Raw genomic sequence first — 16,164 nt, 5'->3', positions numbered from 1 at the left:
CCGGGTGAATTGCGTTCTGACCCGAAAACCGCTCAGTGCAGCAGCGAGCCGATGCTCTGGAACAGTGCCCAGCCGAGAAACGCCGCCGGTACGGTCAATGCTGCCAGCATGATCCCCAGAAAGACATACGCCGCTTCATTCGGCGAGCGTTTGGTTTGTTCCGGAGTTTTGTGCCATTGTGCAGGAACGCCATCAAACATCGTATAAATCCTCCTTCTCCCCATGACAGATTAGGGATCAGGCGGTTGTTTCTTCAAGTCAAAATAAATCGATGTATTTAAACTTATCTTTGTGGTAAAAGCGGCGCGTAACTGCTTGATATCGGTCGCTTTATCGACCTTCTGGCGGCTGAAATTTCCCAAAAGTGCTTGATAGTAAACATTTTTACTTTATTACTGTAAGTATTGTTCTGTCGGAAGTTTCAAAAATTTGTGAAATCCGAAATCGTTGAGTCTTTACTCTGCGTCAAAATGGCACGCATGTTTGGCCCCCTTGTGGGGCGCGTGTGCAGCAAATGTCGTCGTTCGAAATGTGCATCTGGCGGTAGCCCGACCGGAAAGTGTCATTCGGCTGATTCAACCCGGGCTCAGTAAAAGCTTGTCGGGAAATAGCGCAGGTACAGCTCGGTCAGGATGCCCTTTTGCTGCAAGGCTTGCAGCGCATTGTTGATGGCGCTGGCGATGGCGGCGTTCTCGCTCGTCACGGCGATGCTGAGGCCGGTTCCCAGATATTGCGGCGCGAGATAGGGGCCATCGGTGAGGGCGCAGCAATTGCCGCTTTCGGCATCATTGAGCCAGAAGGACAGCGCCATGCCGTCGTCGAACACGCTATCGAGCTTGCCACCTTTCAGGTCGGCCAGCATGGCTGCGCGATCCGGATAGGGTTTTGCCAGCGCCTGTGGGAAATAGCTCTTGAGCAATTGCTCATGCGCGGTACCCGCAACAAGGCCAACCGATTTGCCGCGTGTTGCGAGCGAAGCGGGCTGGTTAAAACTCTTGCTCTTTTGCGTCGCGAAGCGGGCGGGCAGGCGCATATAGCTGCGCGAAAACACGAAATCCTTCCTCCGCGCTTCGGTGGGTTGCCAGCCGCCGATAATCGCCTCCGCATCACCTTTCATGACACGGTCTTCCAGCTCGTTCCAGGGGGCTGCTTCGATCTGGCAGATATCCTCGATGCTGAGCTGGCGGCAAAGCGCCTTGGCCAGATCGACATTATAGCCGGAGAGCTGCCCCTGATTGTTGAGCGTGTTGAACGGCGGAAAATCCACTGTGGTAATGAAACGCAGCCGCGTCAGCCTTTGCAGCGAAGGCAGGGGCAGGCGTTCCCTCTGGTTGAGGAAATCTGGAGCAGCCGGTGCCGTCTGCGCAAACGCGGTCGGGCTCGCCGCCAGCGCGCCAGCTAAAATCATCAAGCTTGAAAGACACCGTTTCATGGGCAGGCTTCCTATCAGCTTCGGCATAATTTCGCGTTAACGCGCAACTTGCAAGAGTTGCATAGTGACTGGCGCTTAAAATAATGGTTGCATTTTTATAATATGTTTTTAATTTAAAATTTCAATAAAAAGCGAAGAGAAAGGTATTAGTTCATAGTTATATTATACTATTATAAATCAATAAAATAAATATATCTGATTTATATTTGTCGAGCGTCGGGGGGCGTTATGAATAACGGATCGATTGGCTTCGATCTGGAGATATGCGGCGCCATATCTGCCAGATTGCAGCGGCGTGGAGTTACGCGATGTTCGCTTATCAGGGCTTATGGCGAAGCCGTGCGCAACGGGACCACATTCTGCGCCGAACTTGTTCAGCAGCCCGGCATGACGGAAATTGCGGTTTTCGAAGCGATTGCAGACTTGTTGGGGCTGGAGTTCACGCAGGCAATATTGCCGTCTCGCGTGTTCATGTCGGATGAAGAGGGCTTGCTGCGGCTCACCGATGTCGCGCAGGTCACGACCATCGGGCCGGATGGCACGACATATCTCTATATTGCGCCGGCGGAGCATCGGATCAGGAGCCTGCTTGAGCATGTGCGTGCAAATCCGTCGCTGCGCAGGCGTATCCGCATCTGCACGCCTACACTTCTCAGGCAGATCTTGCGACGGCGATACCGCGCGCGGCTGATTGAACGGGCGCGGCAGATGACGCCGCAAACCCTTTCGGCAGCCCGCGTCTTGCATAGTTGGCAAGCCTTCGTCATTGCGATGGCGCTTTATCTGCTGATCGCCGCCCTCATCAACTGGCCGCTCCAGACTTTTCTTGCCATCCATGTCCTGATGACGCTGTTCTTCTTCGGCTGCGTGCTGATCCGGCTGTTCGCGGTGACGAGCGGCGGGCGTCTGTGCTTTGTGGAACTCTTCCCGCTGAAGAAAAGTGAGTTGCCGGTCTATTCCGTGCTCGTGCCGCTTTATCGGGAAAAAGAGGTAATCGGCCAGCTGATTGCCGCGCTCAACGGGATCCACTGGCCACGCAGCAAGCTGGAAATCAAGCTCGTCTGCGAAGAAGACGATGTCGAAACCCGCGCCGCGATAGAGCGCCACACTCTGCCTGCGAATTTTGAGGTTATTCCTGTGCCATCCGGCGGGCCGCGCACCAAGCCGAATGCACTGAACTATGCATTGCAATTTGTGCGCGGCGAGATTGTTGCGGTGTTCGACGCCGAGGACCGCCCGCATCCCGACCAGTTACGCGAGGCATGGCAGGCTTTCCGGCGCGACGGCGGGCAGCTTGCCTGCGTGCAGGCGCCGCTGATCATCGGCAATTTCCGGCATAATCTTTTGACGCGCATGTTCGCCTTTGAATATGCGGCGCTGTTTCGCGGGCTTCTGCCATGGCTGGCCAGCCGGGGGTTGGTCATTCCGCTTGGCGGCACGTCCAATCATTTCCGCCGGTCCTGTCTCGAAGAGGTCGGCGGCTGGGATGCTTTCAACGTGACCGAAGATGCCGATCTTGGCATTCGTCTGGCGCGCTATGGCTACCGTATCGGCATAATCAGTCGAGGCACCATCGAGGATGCGCCTGAGGACTATGCCGTCTGGCGCAAGCAGCGCACGCGCTGGATCAAGGGCTGGATACAGACATGGCTGGTGCATGCCCGCGACCCTTACACGGCCTTGAACCAGCTTGGCGGCTGGCGCTTTGCGATCAACCAGATTTATACGCTTGGCATTATTGCTTCGGCGCTGCTGCATCCGTTCATGCTGGTGACGCTGATCGTCCTGGTCGTAAAGCTGCTCGCGCAGCCGCTGACGCCCGCCAGTCTCTGGCTGCTGGTACTGGATGTGGTGAATATTCTGCTGGCCTATCTCAGCTTCTATCTGCTCGGCGCAAAAACCATGGAGCCGACAGAACGCGGCGGTTATGCCTATCTGCCGGGAATACCGATTTATTGGGTGCTGATTTCGCTCTCGGCCTGGCGGGCGCTGTGGCAGCTGGTGCGCAAACCACATCTTTGGGAGAAAACGCCGCACAGGCCGAGTATTTTTTACTTGGATGCCGTCGACTGCGTGATGAATGCCGAACCGCGCCCGATAATGGACTGATCTTCCGGGCCGATGGCGTCGAGGTCTCGTCCGTCATAGGGGAGGGTCAAAAGGATACGCCGGATGGCGGCCAGTCGTGCGCGCCGCTTGTCGTTGGAGCGCACGATGGTCCATGGTGCATAGCCGCTGTCGGTGCGTTCCAGCATGGTGTGGAGTGCTGCGGAATAATCATCCCAGCGCGAAATACCGGCCACATCCATCGGCGAGAATTTCCAGCTCTTGAGCGGGCTGTGGCGGCGCTCGTGAAAGCGTTTCAGCTGCATTTCCTGCCCGATATCGAGCCAGAATTTGAACAGGTGAATGCCGTCCGTCACGATCATCCGTTCGAAATCGGGCGTTTCGGTGAGGAAGATTTCAAGCTGCGCAGGAGTGCAGAAGCCCATCACCGCTTCGACGCCAGCCCGGTTATACCAGGAGCGGTCGAAGGTGACGAATTCGCCCGCCGTAGGGAAATGCGCCACATAGCGCTGGAAATACCATTGCCCGCTTTCGGTGGGGGTGGGTTTTGGCAGGGCGACGTTGCGCGCGGTACGCGGGTTCATGAATTCGCGGATGGTGAAGATGGTGCCGCCCTTGCCAGCCGCATCGCGCCCTTCAAAGACGCTGATGACGCGTCCGCCGGTCGATTGCAGCCAGTATTGCAGTTTGACCAGCTCGATCTGCAGGCGTTCGAGCGTCGCCTCATATTCATCGCTCTTCATGCGGGATGAATAGGGATAGCCACCGGACTGCAGCGCCTGATCGTCAATCCAGTTGGGAAGCTTGGGATCGTTGATATCGAACTTGCGGGTTTCGCCGCCGATTTTCAGCTTCAGCGGCTTATCAATGGCTGGGATATCGCTTTTCTTGTCGTTCTTTTTGTTAGCTGTCTTCGAACTGTCACCCACGGCAATTCCCTTTCGTTTATATCAATCCATGATATGGGCAGATAAGAAGGTGCGTAAAGACGTCGCTGTGGATTTTGGGGCAGATCTTCGGCACGCCTGAGGGACAAAAATGAGTGAAGACAACCGCCATACCGAGGATGCCAAGACCGCCCAGACGGCGCAGGTTCAGGAATCGTCGATTTTTGCGCCGCTAGGCAGGGTAAAAGGCGTTCTCATCGTCAGCATGGTTCTGGCGGTCTGCGTCATGGCTCTGGAACTGCCATTCTGGTTCCGGGCTGCGCTTCTGGCTCTGGTGGTGCTGGGGGCGGTGTGGGTCGCGAATGAAGTCGGTAGTGGTGAACCCGAAGCGGCTCCGGTCAAGGACGAAGACCACAGCGAAATGGCCGGTGTTTCCGGCGAGCGGCTGGCCGATCTGCTTACTGATCCGATGATCGTTTTCGACCATGGCGGCACGGTGCTGTTCGCCAATGCGGCGGCGCTTGAAGCCTTTCAATCGCTGGAAAGCGGAACGGCGCTCTATCTGCGCTTCCGCGCCCCGGAAATGCATGCGCTCATTCAGGGCGTTATTGCCGATGGCGAGCCCCGCAGCATTGAATATTTCGAGCGTGTGCCAATCGACCGCTGGTACAAGGCCATGGTCAAGGCGCTGCCGGATATGGACGGGCGGCCGGAACTCTTCGTGCTCATCTTCCGCGATCAGAGCGAGACGCGCCGCATCGACCGCATGCGGTCCGATTTTATCGCCAATGCCAGCCATGAATTGCGCACGCCGCTCGCCTCCTTGCGCGGTTTCATCGAAACCTTGCAGGGTCCGGCGCGCAATGACGTTGCCGCCCGCGACCGCTTTCTCGATATCATGCAGAAGCAGGCCGAGCGTATGTCGCGTCTGATTGACGATCTCTTGTCTCTGTCCCGGCTGGAAATGCGGGCGCATCTGGCGGTCAATGAAAGCGTCGACCTGACGGCTGTTATCAACCATGTCACCGACACGCTGACCCCGCTTGCCGCCAATCTGGATGTGGTCATCGAACGCAATCTGCCGGATCGTCCGGTGCTGGTCACGGGTGCCCGCGACGAGTTGATACAGGTGTTCCAGAACCTTGTCGAAAATGCCTGCAAATATGGGCAGGGCGGCAAGAAAGTCATCGTCAAGCTGGAGACGGATGAAACCGGGAGCGCGCCGGAAGTCGTGGCTTCGGTGCAGGATTTCGGGCCGGGCATCTCTGCCGAACATCTGCCGCGTCTGACCGAGCGGTTCTACCGCATCGATGTGGAAACCAGCCGGGCGCAGAAGGGCACCGGGTTGGGGCTTGCCATCGTCAAGCATATTCTGGCCCGCCATCGCGGACGCCTCGTCGTCCGCTCGCAGCTTGGCGAAGGCTCCACCTTCATGGTGCGCCTGCCGAAGCGCGAGGGCTGAGCGTTCAGCGCGAGAACCGGCGCAGCAATTCCCATTTGAGCGGGCGAAGCCGCTGATAAAGACGGGTGGAGCGCAGCGATCGTAACAGTTGCTGGCTTGCCAGAGACAGTTTCCCGCGCGCTGTCCGGGCGGCAACATAATCGCGCAAGGGGATCGTGCGGTCTGCGAAATCCTGCTTCCACGGCTCATTGCCGAAGCCGAGATCGAAACAGGCGTAATTGTCGGTTTTCAGCGCTTCGATCAGGCGCAGGATCAGCACCTTGCCAGGCGAATATTTGTTCCAGACACCATCTTCGAAAGTGGTGATCATTGCACAATAATGCCCGTTGCGCGTGACGCTCCACATGGTGGCGACCACCTCGTCGTCCATGGTCAGGGCGGAGAAATGCAGGGCGTTGCGGGCGGCGAGCGGTTCCGTCACCAGCTCGAAGAACTGGCGCTTTTCGGGATGAGCGTCGAAGCCCGGCACGCGGGTTTCCACGAAGCGCCGCTGCTTCTGCCGCAACATGGCGTCGAGAATGGTGGCGCGTTCTTCCGGCGTGCGTGTGACGAGAAAGCGATAGCGGCCTGCCTGACGCAGCGCCTTGGCGCGCTTTTTCAAGGTGCGCAGGCCGCGGATCGATGCTTCGATATCGGGCTGTGCCCGGTCGAGCGTGATCCATTGCGTTGCCTCATCGCAATCGCGATTGGAAATATACCAGAACGGATTGGGGCGGCCCTCGACGGTTTCCGGCATCTTGTCGAAAGCCGCTATGTCGAAGGGCGGCAGAGCGGCGATAATGGATTGCAGCAGCGCCTCCGCACTTGCGGCATCCCATGTCTGCCCATGGTCGAAAAGGATCGGCGCATTGTAATCGGCCACACCGTCATCGGTGAAGGCGAGGACGCGCGCGCCATGTTGCTGCTGGATGTAAAGGGGGACAAAAAGGACCGGGCGCCGGTCCTGGTCGCGCACCTCGACCAGACAAAGCTGCGCCTTGCGGGCTTGGCCATAACTCGCTTCCCAGGCGCGCAAAAACGTTTTCGACTGAAAGACGAACAATGCGCTGCCGCTGCTGTCATTTGCGTCGGGCCAGTCTTCGGATATATCATCAACGCGACTGTGCACTTCTATTTGAAAATTGGCATTCGACATCAGTAGCCTTGAAATATCTGTTTGTTTTGCCGGTTGATAAGCTTATCCGCCAATATGCATTGCCGATTCGATATTGGCATAGCGGTGTTTAGTTTATTTGAAACTAAACGGAACTATGAAACTCTGGAAAACATCCAAGAAGTGTATGTGCTTCAAGCGATGACTGTCGATAACCAACCGGTAGCGGGCAAGGCGGGGTAATGTCAGTTTCGATCATCATCAAGACTTTGAATGAAGAACAGCGCATCGCCGCCGCGATTGAAAGCGCGCTTGCAGCCTTGCCGGACGAACAGGTCGAAGTCATCGTCTCCGATAGCGGTTCGACAGATCGCACGGTGGAGATTGCCAGCGCCTATCCGGTGCGTGTGGTGCAGATCGAAGCGCCTGCGCGGGCGAGCTGCGGTCTGGGGCCGCAACTGGGCTTTCAATATTCCACGCAACCTTTCGTCGGCCTGATTGACGGGGACATGATCATCGAACCGGATTTTTTTCCGGCAGCCCTGCAATATATGGCCGACCACCCCGAAGCCGGTGGCGTCACCGGCCATGTGGTGGACCAGATTCTGGAAAGCCTTGAATTTCAGCGGCGCGCCCGCAGGCATACGCCCGAAAAGCAGGCTGGTAACATCGACCGGATGAATGGCGGCGGGCTCTACCGTCGTGCCGCAATCGAACAGGCAGGCTATTTCTCCGACCGCAACCTGCATGGCCATGAGGAGTTTGACGCGGGCGTGCGCCTGCGCACCCATGGCTGGAAATTGCACCGTCTCGACCGGCCATTCGTGCAGCATTTCGGCTATTCGATGAATGCCTACAAGCTTCTGACACGCCGCTGGAAAAGCAAATATCTGCGCGGCACGGGCGAGGTGCTGCGCGCGGCAGTCGGGCAGCCGCACTGGAAGAACGTTATAAAGGAACTGCCGGAATTGCGGCTCTGGGGCGCTGTCTATGTCTGGTGGCTGGTGGTGCTCGCCGCACTTTTGCTGGGTTTCGTCACGCCTTGGGGGCCTGTCGCAGCCCTCGTTTTCGCGCTGTTGCCTTTCGTGCTGATGTCGATCCGCGAGCGCAGCGTTTCGCTTGGCGTCTACGCGGTTGTTGCGTGGATTTTTCACGCAGCCGCAATGCCGCTCGGCTTCTTCCAGTCGCGCCGAAAGCCGCAGGACTGGATCGAAAGCCGGGTTGTGAAAGAAATATCGAAAGAGCCTCTCAAAGAGACGACATGAGAAAGCCGCGCGCCGCTTTTCTAACCTGCCTTGCCGGTCTCGGCGCTTTGGCGTGCTGGCCGGTAACGGCTGGCGCGGAAGAGTGGATGCCGGTCACCGAAACCCGGCTGGAAATGGCACCGGGCAGCCCGCTGGACTTCTCGTCCTTTCTGCCCAACCCTGCGATCAATGAGCAAGGTCGCATCGTCGCCAATGCCGCCGGGCGTCTGGTCCGGGCTGCAAAGCCGGATGAGCCTCAGCGCCTGTTTTGTGCGTCGCTCTCCTGGCGATTGCCGTCAGCCGGGAAAATCGACCACGCCTTCATCGATCGCTATGTGCGGCAGCTGCGCCTCCATGGCTACAATATTGCGCGGCTGCATTTTCTCGACACCGATCTGATGCTGGGTCGGGATGGTGACTTCAACTTCGACCCACAGGCACTGGACCGCATCCGCTATCTGATGGCGGCGTTGAAACGCGAAGGCATCTACTGGACCATCGACGGGCTGACGGCGGAAAGCGGCGCGCTCGGCGGCAAGGATATCAACCGCTGGGGGCCGGAAGGCAATCTGAAACGCCGCATCTATGTGGACGACACCGCTTTCGAACACTGGCTGCGGTTTCAAAAGGAAGTCTATGCGACGGTCAATCCCTATACGGGGCTGGCCCCGCTGCACGATCCGGCGCTGGCGCTGATTGTTCCCTTCAATGAGAATGGCATTGAATTCACGAGTTTCCTGCATGGCAGGCCAGCGAGCGGGCCGTTTTGGCCAGGTTTTGCTCCGGCTTTCAATGCGTTTTTGAAAAAACGTTATACCGGCACGGCTGCATTGTCGCGCGCCTGGGGCGGGCTTGCCGCTGGCGAAAGCCTTGAAGCGGGAACGGTGCAACTGCCACAAAGCCGCTCCGGCGGCGGTCGGCGGCTGCACGATTTTCAGGCTTTCGCCGTCGAGCGGGAACAGGCGCTGGCCGCGCGCTTCGAGGCTGCCTATCGGGCGCTGGGTTATAAGGGGCTGATCGCACCCTATAATAACTGGTTCACGGTCCAGACCGCGCTGTCGCGCATGCCGCAACAAGTGGTCAGCGCCAATACCTATCACGACTGGACCGGCTCAATGGAACCGGGAACGACGATGAAGCAGAACAGTTCTATCGCTGAGGCTGCTTTCTATGTAAGCGAGCTTGCGGCGGGGCGCTGGATCGGGCGTCCGTTCTTTGTTACCGAATATGAACATCTGTTCTGGAACCGCTATCGCTACGAAGCCGGGCTGGTCTTTCCGGCCTATGCTGCCTTACAGGGTTGGGACGGTATTTGCCGCCACGGGCAGGGGCCGGTCACGCTCGGTTTCGACGAGGCGGAGCCGCTTCGCCAGCGCATTGTTCCCTATACATTTGCGGTCGATCCTGTGGCGCGGGCGGGGGAAACGCTGGCCTCGCTGTTGTTCCGGCGCGGCGATGTCAAAACGGCGCCTTTTACCGTTCCCTTCATGATGCAGGGCGAAACCAGCTTGGGAGATTCGCTTGAGGCGCGCGAGCCGGAAAGGCTGAAACCGCTGGCGCTGATCGGCGGTATCGGGCTTTTCGCCTCCGGTCTGCAATGGCCGGAAACCGTAACGCGGGGCATCGAGATCAATTATCGCAATGTCGCGCTGGATAATGTTCTGGGGCGTTTGAAACAGGCAGGCTTGCTTTCGCAGGACAATCCGACCGATCCCTATCGTGGCATCTTCGCCAGCGCGACCGGGGAACTCCTTCTGGAACGGGACCGCAGCCGCATGCGGGTGGTGACACCCCGCACCGAAGCGCTGGCCTTTGCCGATCTGAAGGACAGTCTGACGCTCGGGGTTGTGACACTTGGCAATGCCGAAGAGCGCGGCCTCGTTTCCGTGTCGGCGCTCGATGAACACCCCCTCGCGACCAGCGAAAAGATGCTGGTGATTTTTGCCACCGATGCGCGCAACACGGATATGCGTTTTCGCGACAGCGCGCAAAAGGTGATCGAGGATTGGGGGCGTCTGCCCGTTACACTGCTGCGCAACCGCGTCGATATCCGGCTTGCAGGCGCCGCATCGGTCTGGAAACTGTCCGCCATCGGCCTTGACGGCAAGCTTCATGCGCCCGTTGCGACCGGCGAGGGCATGGTGGAGTTTCGTCTCGATAACGGCGCCAGCGCCAACGGGCCGACGACATTCTTCCTGCTCGAACGCCGGTTCAGCCACTAAGCATTTCCGGTTAAAACGGAATCGTGGAGCCGATCTATCTATTTGTTTTTACGCATTATCCTGCGCAAAACCGCTTCGCACTTTTGCTGGAACTGCTCTAGCTAGAACCTCACTGGAAATCGGTGACAAGCCTGCTCCAGCTTTCTCCCGCGAGTCCGCCGACAAAGATATCGTTGTGGTCGAGGGCGTTCAGCACATCTGGATTGGCGGTCACCACACAGACATTGGCCTTCAGGCGGAAGAACATCACCGATTGCTGCGACAGTGCGCCGAGAAAGTGCGGGTCTGCACGGCCTTGCGCCGCGATATGCCCGGCCTCCTGCAAGTGGGACAGCATGACTTCGACCACGGCTTGCTCGCGGTTTTTCGGCGCCAGAATGCTGAGCACTTCGGCAATCCCGTTTGGCCGGGCATAATAGCAGAAGAAACCCACCGGCTCGCCGCTCGTGCCGGAAACCGAGCAGGAACGGAGCGCACCGGCGGCGCGGTTGTCGCGGGCAAGGTTCAAGACCCAGTGCAGGTCCTGTTCCGTCCATGCCGGATAGGCGTCATAGGTCGGCAGGAAGTGACGGATCAGGCCGATGGCGTCGCTTTGCTCAATGTCCTGCACCGTCAGCTTGCCATTGGTGAAAGTGCGCAATTTGGGCAGCGGAACGAGAGGGTCCAGAAGCTGGCCGACCTTTGCCGCAGGCCAGCCGCGCAAGGCGACGCGGCGTTCGGCGACGAACTGGGCCACATAACTGGCAGCGCGGAAAATCCGGGTCCAGGCAAGGCCATGGGTATCGAGCGTGATGCCGCCGACTGCGCTGAAATGGCGGGTGCTGACGGGTGCTGCACTGTCGCTGAAGGAGAAATCATTGGGCCGGGAGCGCAAGGTCAGCGTCAGTTCCGCCGCGCCGCGTGGTGAGCTGCCGGGGCGCATCATATAGGCGCAGAGCAGCCTTCCCATGACGATCTTGCCGTCGACATGATAGGGGATGGGCAACACGCAAAGCGTACTGTCGATCTCGCCCTTGCTGTCCTCATGCACGATGCTGCACAGATCAGCATCGTAATAGGGGTTTTCGAAGAAAACTTGCTGGAAATAGCGGTCGAAACTCTCGTCGTTCGAGGTGGCTTCGGGTCGGAAGACCTGTCTGAACAGGTCGCGCACCGCTGGTATGTCGTCGACACGCATGGACCGGACCCGGTGTGTCCTTGTATCCGCGACAGATGTGAACCCCACTATACCCTGCCCCTCTGCCCGGGCGGACCGGGCTTAAACTTGAACCTCTTTCCTTGCAGCAGCCTCGCGGCTTCTTTTGACGAGATAGAAGACGCAGCACCACGAAGCCAACACGATACATATTTCAATAAAGTAAATGGCGGTGAACGTGCCGGTGATCGGGGCGTACCATGTGGCTGCCGCCAGAAGCGGCGCACCCAGAATATTACCGACATTCAGCACCGCCGTGCGATAGGCGTGCTGGCTGGCAGCTCCGAGCAAATCCACTGCAATCGACCACAGAGCGACAAAGATCGTGATCCAGCACAGGGTGCGGCAGAAGGCGATCAGCGTCGTATATTCCTGACCGAACAGGAGAGGGAGATAGGGCGCGGCGATGAAGATGACCAGCGAGGTCAGCGTTCCAATCAGAAGCGAAGCACCGAGCAGACGCAGCGTGATCGGCAATGCGTGGTGAATGCCGTTGGCGCTGGCTTGCGACAGGCGCGGATAGACGAGACGGTTCATAGCCTCGATGGTCAGCATGCTGCTGTCCACGATACGGCGGGTTACGCCATAGCTGCCGACGATGCTGGGTGCGACAAGCGCGCCGAGGATGAGAAGGTCGGCATTTTGGCGAATAGCGCGAAAAATGAACTGCGAGGCGAACATGATGCCGAGCCGGATTTCCTCGCGCACGATTCGATATTGCGGCGCGCCGAGCCGGCGCAAAAACCACACATAGATCGCCAGCACCAGCACATGGCAGCCGAACTGCCAGTAGGCCCACTGCACCACGGTTGAAATATCGAAGACGAGGCAGGCAATGACTGCGGCCAGCGTGCGCGCCACCGCAAAACCGACCACCGACAGGTTGGCCGATACGAAGTCGGTATGGGCGATATAGATCTGTTCGACGAGAAGAATGGCGCGGACAAGCACGATATTCGTGACGAGCAGGAAAAACATGCCGAGATAATTGCTGGCGAATTCCGGGACGGATTCAAGCCAGAACGGCAGCAGGATCATGCCGATCACCACCAGCACGACGCCGCTTGTGACGATCAGGATGATATTGTGCCCGAGCATGGCGGGATAGATGGCCCGGTTTTGGGCCACGCGCCGCACGAGACATTCGGCTCCGCCAAGTCCGCAAATGTAATTCGCTATGGCCGTGATCGCCATGACGGTCACGAAAAGCCCGAACTCGTGTGATCCGAGATACCGTGCCAGAATGGCAAAAGTCAGCAGCTGCGCCACATTGGCTGCAAACAGACTGCCACTCGATGCGGCATAGGACAACAAGGTGGGCCAGTAGCGTTTCAACATTTCTTACTGCGGATTTAGGGGGTAATCTGTGTCGGGCATTGTCTGCCGATGTCGGCTTTGCGCCTCGGTCCAGCCCGGCATGGCTTTTGCGGAAAGGTTGTTTCCCTCTCCCGACTTACTCAATATTGTCTTGATCTGCGGTTATTCTGCTTATTGCACATGTAGCGTTGAAATATGAACCCTAACTGAACAGGTCATGTATTTTCCAGTTTTATCGCGTATTGCTGCCCGATAGTTGTGATTAACCAATTTTTTTAATCTTCTCATATAAACAAGGCAAAGGCGCTTTTTGCGCGACGGGGCAACACGAGGGCGATCAAAGGCCCAACCATAGGATCGATCAATGTACACCTTGCGTGACCTTGCTTCGAAGGCTCAGCAACCGGCTGCTCAAAAGCGCGGTGCAGAGACGCTCGAGCAATGGAACCAGGCTTTGGCGCAGAACCATGCGCCGTCATATCCAAGGCCAGCGTCCGTTTCCGATGCACCTGCATCCCGTCCGGTGGAGCAGGAGACGGGGTCTGCTGGCGACGGGCTCATGCTGCCGGAAATCGATCTCTGGGCGGCACTTGAATGGGTGCGCGCCCGCTGGATATGGATCGTCATTCTCGCGCTTGCCGGTGCACTGGCGGGCCTTGCCTATGGCATGACGGCCAAGCCGCGCTATACGGCCTATACGGATATGCTGGTGCCGCCATCCGGCTTGCAGCTTTTGCCCAACGATATCTATGCCCAGAGCCTTCAGGCTGACAGCCAGATTCTCGACATCGAAAGCAAGATGAAAATGCTGGTGTCGGGCAATGTGCTGCGTCGTGTCGTGCAGGATCTCAACCTGCAAAGCGATCCGGAATTCGTGCCGCCGCCTGCCGGTTTCGATCTGCGCGCGCTGGTTGGACTTGGCAAACCGAAGGGTGCATCCGACGACACGCTGACGGCGGTGCGCGCCTTGTCGCAACGCATTGTCGTGAGCCGGCCGGAGCGGTCCTATCTCGTGACCATCGGTGTCTGGACTGATAATCCCGAAAAATCGGTCAAGGTTGCCGATGCTTTGGCGCAGTCGTTTCAGGAAGAAGTGGCAGAGGCGGATGCCGATGGCGCAGGTCGCGCTGCTGCGGCCTTGTCGGAACGCCTGACCTCCTTGCAGAAAGCCGCCACCGATGCGGAAGAAAAAGTCGCCGCTTTCCGCCGCGCACATGGTCTCCAGACCACCGGCGGCGAACTGGTCAGCGCGCAGTCCATGGCGCAGATCAACACGAAGCTGGTCGATGCCAAGGCGCGCCAGACCGACGCCAGCACCCGCTATAACGAGCTGACTCGTGATACGGGCAGCCCGGTTGGCCCGGCAAGCACGCTGCAATCGCCGACTATGACCAATCTGCGCAGCCAGTATGCGACGCTGAAGCAGCGTTACGATGCGCTGACCATGACCTATGGCCCGCGCTATCCCGAGCTTATCAACACGCAGCGCCAGCTCGACGGGCTGGAACAGCAGATCGCCAATGAACGCTCGCGCATCCTGCAATCGGCAAAGGTCGATCTCGATCAGGCCAATGCGGTTGTCAATGCGCTCAATGCGCAGGCCGCGACGGCGCGCTCTGCGGTAGCGCTGGACAATGATGCGCAGGTGCAGCTGTCCGATCTCGAACGCGACATGACCGCCAAAGTGTCCATCTACAACACGTTCCTGACGCGCTCGACGGAAACGCATCAGCGCCAGCAACTCGACGCCACCAATATCCGCGTGATCTCGACGGCGATCCCGCCCGTCAGCCGCAGCTGGCCGCCGCGCACCGTGTTGCTCGGTGCAGCCGGTGGTTTCGTGGGGCTCGGTCTCGGCGTGGCGCTGGCGCTGGCGCTGGGTTATCTTGGCGCCTGGCGGAGAAATCGGGAGAGCCGTGTCTGACCTCGCTTCCCATCGGCGTGTGACGGCCCCTGTCCCAGTCAAAGCATCGCCCCGCGACCTGACGACGGTATCGTCATCGCTGGGCGTTGCCCTGTTTCTGATCATGTTTCTGTTCATGTGGGTGGGGATCAGCCCCTATCCGACTTCCAGTGCTGAACTGGGCACTGCTGCCTCGGCAGGGCAATCGAACCTGCTGAACCAGCTGCTGACGCTGGGACTGACCGCAGGCTTCATCGCTTGCGGCCTGAGCAGCCCCTTGCGCCAGACCATTCTCCAGCCGCGGACGCTTCTGGTAACGCTGTTCATCTGGATGTTCGTGACGGCCCTTGTCTCGGCGCATCCTTCGATCGCAAGCCGCAAGGTGGTGTTATCGGTATTGATGGCGCTCAATGCCAGCATATTCCTGCTTTTGCCGCGCTCCGCCACCCAGATGGCGCGGCTCCTGCTGATCGGGTCGTTCATCACGCTCGGCTTTGCCTATTTCGGCGTTATCTTCATGCCGAGCCGGGCCATCCATCAGGCAACGAATGTCATCGAGCCGATGCTGGCGGGCGCATGGCGCGGACATTTTCCACACAAGAACGCTGCTGCTGCTGCATTGGTGCTGCTCAGCTTCTTCGGCCTTTATGGCTGGCAAATGGGGTATCGCAAGGCAGGCGGGCTGGTCGTGGCGCTCTGTGTCTTCTTCCTGTTGCACACGGGCGGCAAGACATCGACGGCCATGCTGCCCTTCATCGCCATCATATCGCTGATCTTCACGCACTGGCGCTGGACACGCATTCCAATCTCGATCGGCGGGGTGGCGGCGTTCAATTTCGTCGCCATTGGAGCGGCGGTTTCGGACCCCATCCGCCAGCTGATCACCAGTATCGGCATTGACGCGACATTTACCAACCGCGCCGATATTTGGCGCATAGCCTTTTCGGCAGTCGCTAAAAAGCCGATATTCGGTTACGGGCTGGACTCTTTCTGGAAAACACCGGAAATGGTCTATGCCGGGGGAGGCGGGGCGACATGGGCAGTCGCGGCCTTCAACGCGCATAATGCCTATCTGGATATGATGATCAATGCGGGCGTTTTCGGCCTGATCCTGATGCTGATCTGGCTGATGATCCTGCCGCTAAGTTATATCAAAGCAGCCGAAGCGACGGGGAACGATCCGGCATTGACGCTTCTTTTCAGCCGTTTGTGGTTGTACGGCCTCTATGCATCCTGCATGGAAAGCACGTTTTTCCAGAATGGCAGCGCCGTCTGGTTTTGTTTGATGATTGCCGTTTTCGGCATGCGCCTTCAGGCGAAGGCGCGACTTGTAAGTTAAGCT

General features: G+C 58.4%; 12 protein-coding genes. 6 read left to right on the top strand and 6 right to left on the bottom strand.

What is annotated here, in order from left to right; genetic code table 11:
* Nucleotides 1-32: 32 nt before the first annotated feature.
* Nucleotides 33-200 carry a hypothetical protein gene (locus FIC94_RS22385; RefSeq protein WP_167836049.1) on the bottom strand — a complete coding sequence of 56 codons (168 nt, stop codon included), beginning with the start codon at nucleotides 198-200 and terminating at the stop codon, nucleotides 33-35.
* Nucleotides 201-586: 386 nt separating this feature from the next.
* Nucleotides 587-1,432, bottom strand: coding sequence for a transporter substrate-binding domain-containing protein (locus tag FIC94_RS06900; RefSeq protein WP_140024391.1), 846 nt, complete (start codon nucleotides 1,430-1,432; stop codon nucleotides 587-589).
* A gap of 228 nt (nucleotides 1,433-1,660) precedes the next feature.
* Between FIC94_RS06900 and FIC94_RS06895 the strand changes: the two genes are divergently transcribed.
* Nucleotides 1,661-3,541 (top strand): glycosyltransferase, encoded by a 1,881-nt coding sequence (locus tag FIC94_RS06895; RefSeq protein WP_140024390.1) that lies wholly within the window; start codon nucleotides 1,661-1,663, stop codon nucleotides 3,539-3,541.
* Here FIC94_RS06895 and ppk2 read toward each other — a convergent pair.
* Entirely contained in the window at nucleotides 3,484-4,428 is a 945-nt protein-coding gene (ppk2, locus tag FIC94_RS06890; RefSeq protein ID WP_109368334.1) for a polyphosphate kinase 2, read from the bottom strand. The genes FIC94_RS06895 and ppk2 overlap by 58 nt on opposite strands.
* Before the next feature lie 109 nt (nucleotides 4,429-4,537).
* On the opposite strand from ppk2, the gene FIC94_RS06885 reads away from it, so the two are divergent.
* Nucleotides 4,538-5,848: an ATP-binding protein gene (locus tag FIC94_RS06885; RefSeq protein WP_140024389.1), complete on the top strand. Its 1,311-nt coding sequence runs from the start codon at nucleotides 4,538-4,540 to the stop codon at nucleotides 5,846-5,848.
* 4 nt (nucleotides 5,849-5,852) lie between these two features.
* Here the strand turns inward: FIC94_RS06885 and FIC94_RS06880 are convergent, their stop codons facing one another.
* Nucleotides 5,853-6,863 carry a GNAT family N-acetyltransferase gene (locus tag FIC94_RS06880; RefSeq protein ID WP_235891964.1) on the bottom strand — a complete coding sequence of 337 codons (1,011 nt, stop codon included), beginning with the start codon at nucleotides 6,861-6,863 and terminating at the stop codon, nucleotides 5,853-5,855.
* A gap of 320 nt (nucleotides 6,864-7,183) precedes the next feature.
* Between FIC94_RS06880 and FIC94_RS06875 the strand changes: the two genes are divergently transcribed.
* Together FIC94_RS06875 and FIC94_RS06870 are read left to right on the top strand one after the other, a co-directional pair.
* Nucleotides 7,184-8,206 carry a glycosyltransferase family 2 protein gene (locus FIC94_RS06875; protein WP_140024387.1) on the top strand — a complete coding sequence of 341 codons (1,023 nt, stop codon included), beginning with the start codon at nucleotides 7,184-7,186 and terminating at the stop codon, nucleotides 8,204-8,206.
* Complete coding sequence (locus FIC94_RS06870) at nucleotides 8,203-10,407, top strand: glycoside hydrolase (protein ID WP_235891963.1); 2,205 nt, start codon at nucleotides 8,203-8,205, stop codon at nucleotides 10,405-10,407. Before FIC94_RS06875 ends, FIC94_RS06870 begins: the two co-directional genes overlap by 4 nt.
* Nucleotides 10,408-10,516: 109 nt before the next feature.
* Here FIC94_RS06870 and FIC94_RS06865 read toward each other — a convergent pair whose 3' ends face one another.
* Nucleotides 10,517-11,584, bottom strand: a complete 1,068-nt coding sequence (locus FIC94_RS06865; protein WP_140024386.1) for a hypothetical protein — start codon at nucleotides 11,582-11,584, stop codon at nucleotides 10,517-10,519.
* A gap of 81 nt (nucleotides 11,585-11,665) precedes the next feature.
* Nucleotides 11,666-12,940: a lipopolysaccharide biosynthesis protein gene (locus tag FIC94_RS06860; protein ID WP_180917925.1), complete on the bottom strand. Its 1,275-nt coding sequence runs from the start codon at nucleotides 12,938-12,940 to the stop codon at nucleotides 11,666-11,668.
* A gap of 343 nt (nucleotides 12,941-13,283) precedes the next feature.
* Between FIC94_RS06860 and FIC94_RS06855 the strand changes: the two genes are divergently transcribed.
* Both FIC94_RS06855 and FIC94_RS06850 read left to right on the top strand, forming a co-directional pair.
* Complete coding sequence (locus FIC94_RS06855; RefSeq protein ID WP_140024385.1) at nucleotides 13,284-14,843, top strand: GumC family protein; 1,560 nt, start codon at nucleotides 13,284-13,286, stop codon at nucleotides 14,841-14,843.
* Nucleotides 14,836-16,161, top strand: coding sequence for an O-antigen ligase family protein (locus FIC94_RS06850; RefSeq protein WP_319080564.1), 1,326 nt, complete (start codon nucleotides 14,836-14,838; stop codon nucleotides 16,159-16,161). Before FIC94_RS06855 ends, FIC94_RS06850 begins: the two co-directional genes overlap by 8 nt.
* Nucleotides 16,162-16,164 lie beyond the last annotated feature (3 nt).

It is taken from the genome of Ochrobactrum teleogrylli, from assembly GCF_006376685.1.
Classification (GTDB): domain Bacteria; phylum Pseudomonadota; class Alphaproteobacteria; order Rhizobiales; family Rhizobiaceae; genus Brucella; species Brucella teleogrylli.
The sequence above is the reverse complement of the archived record's forward strand: the minus strand, read 5'-3'. Positions and strand labels throughout refer to the sequence as shown.

Bases quoted from the DNA above. Each gene is read 5' to 3' on its own strand.
- FIC94_RS22385 (WP_167836049.1), bottom strand. From the start codon at position 200: ATGTTTGATGGCGTTCCTGCACAATGGCACAAAACTCCGGAACAAACC.
- FIC94_RS06900 (WP_140024391.1), bottom strand. From the start codon at position 1,432: ATGAAACGGTGTCTTTCAAGCTTGATGATTTTAGCTGGCGCGCTGGCG.
- FIC94_RS06895 (WP_140024390.1), top strand. From the start codon at position 1,661: ATGAATAACGGATCGATTGGCTTCGATCTGGAGATATGCGGCGCCATA.
- FIC94_RS06885 (WP_140024389.1), top strand. From the start codon at position 4,538: ATGAGTGAAGACAACCGCCATACCGAGGATGCCAAGACCGCCCAGACG.
- FIC94_RS06875 (WP_140024387.1), top strand. From the start codon at position 7,184: ATGTCAGTTTCGATCATCATCAAGACTTTGAATGAAGAACAGCGCATC.
- FIC94_RS06870 (WP_235891963.1), top strand. From the start codon at position 8,203: ATGAGAAAGCCGCGCGCCGCTTTTCTAACCTGCCTTGCCGGTCTCGGC.
- FIC94_RS06865 (WP_140024386.1), bottom strand. From the start codon at position 11,584: ATGCGTGTCGACGACATACCAGCGGTGCGCGACCTGTTCAGACAGGTC.
- FIC94_RS06860 (WP_180917925.1), bottom strand. From the start codon at position 12,940: ATGTTGAAACGCTACTGGCCCACCTTGTTGTCCTATGCCGCATCGAGT.
- FIC94_RS06855 (WP_140024385.1), top strand. From the start codon at position 13,284: ATGTACACCTTGCGTGACCTTGCTTCGAAGGCTCAGCAACCGGCTGCT.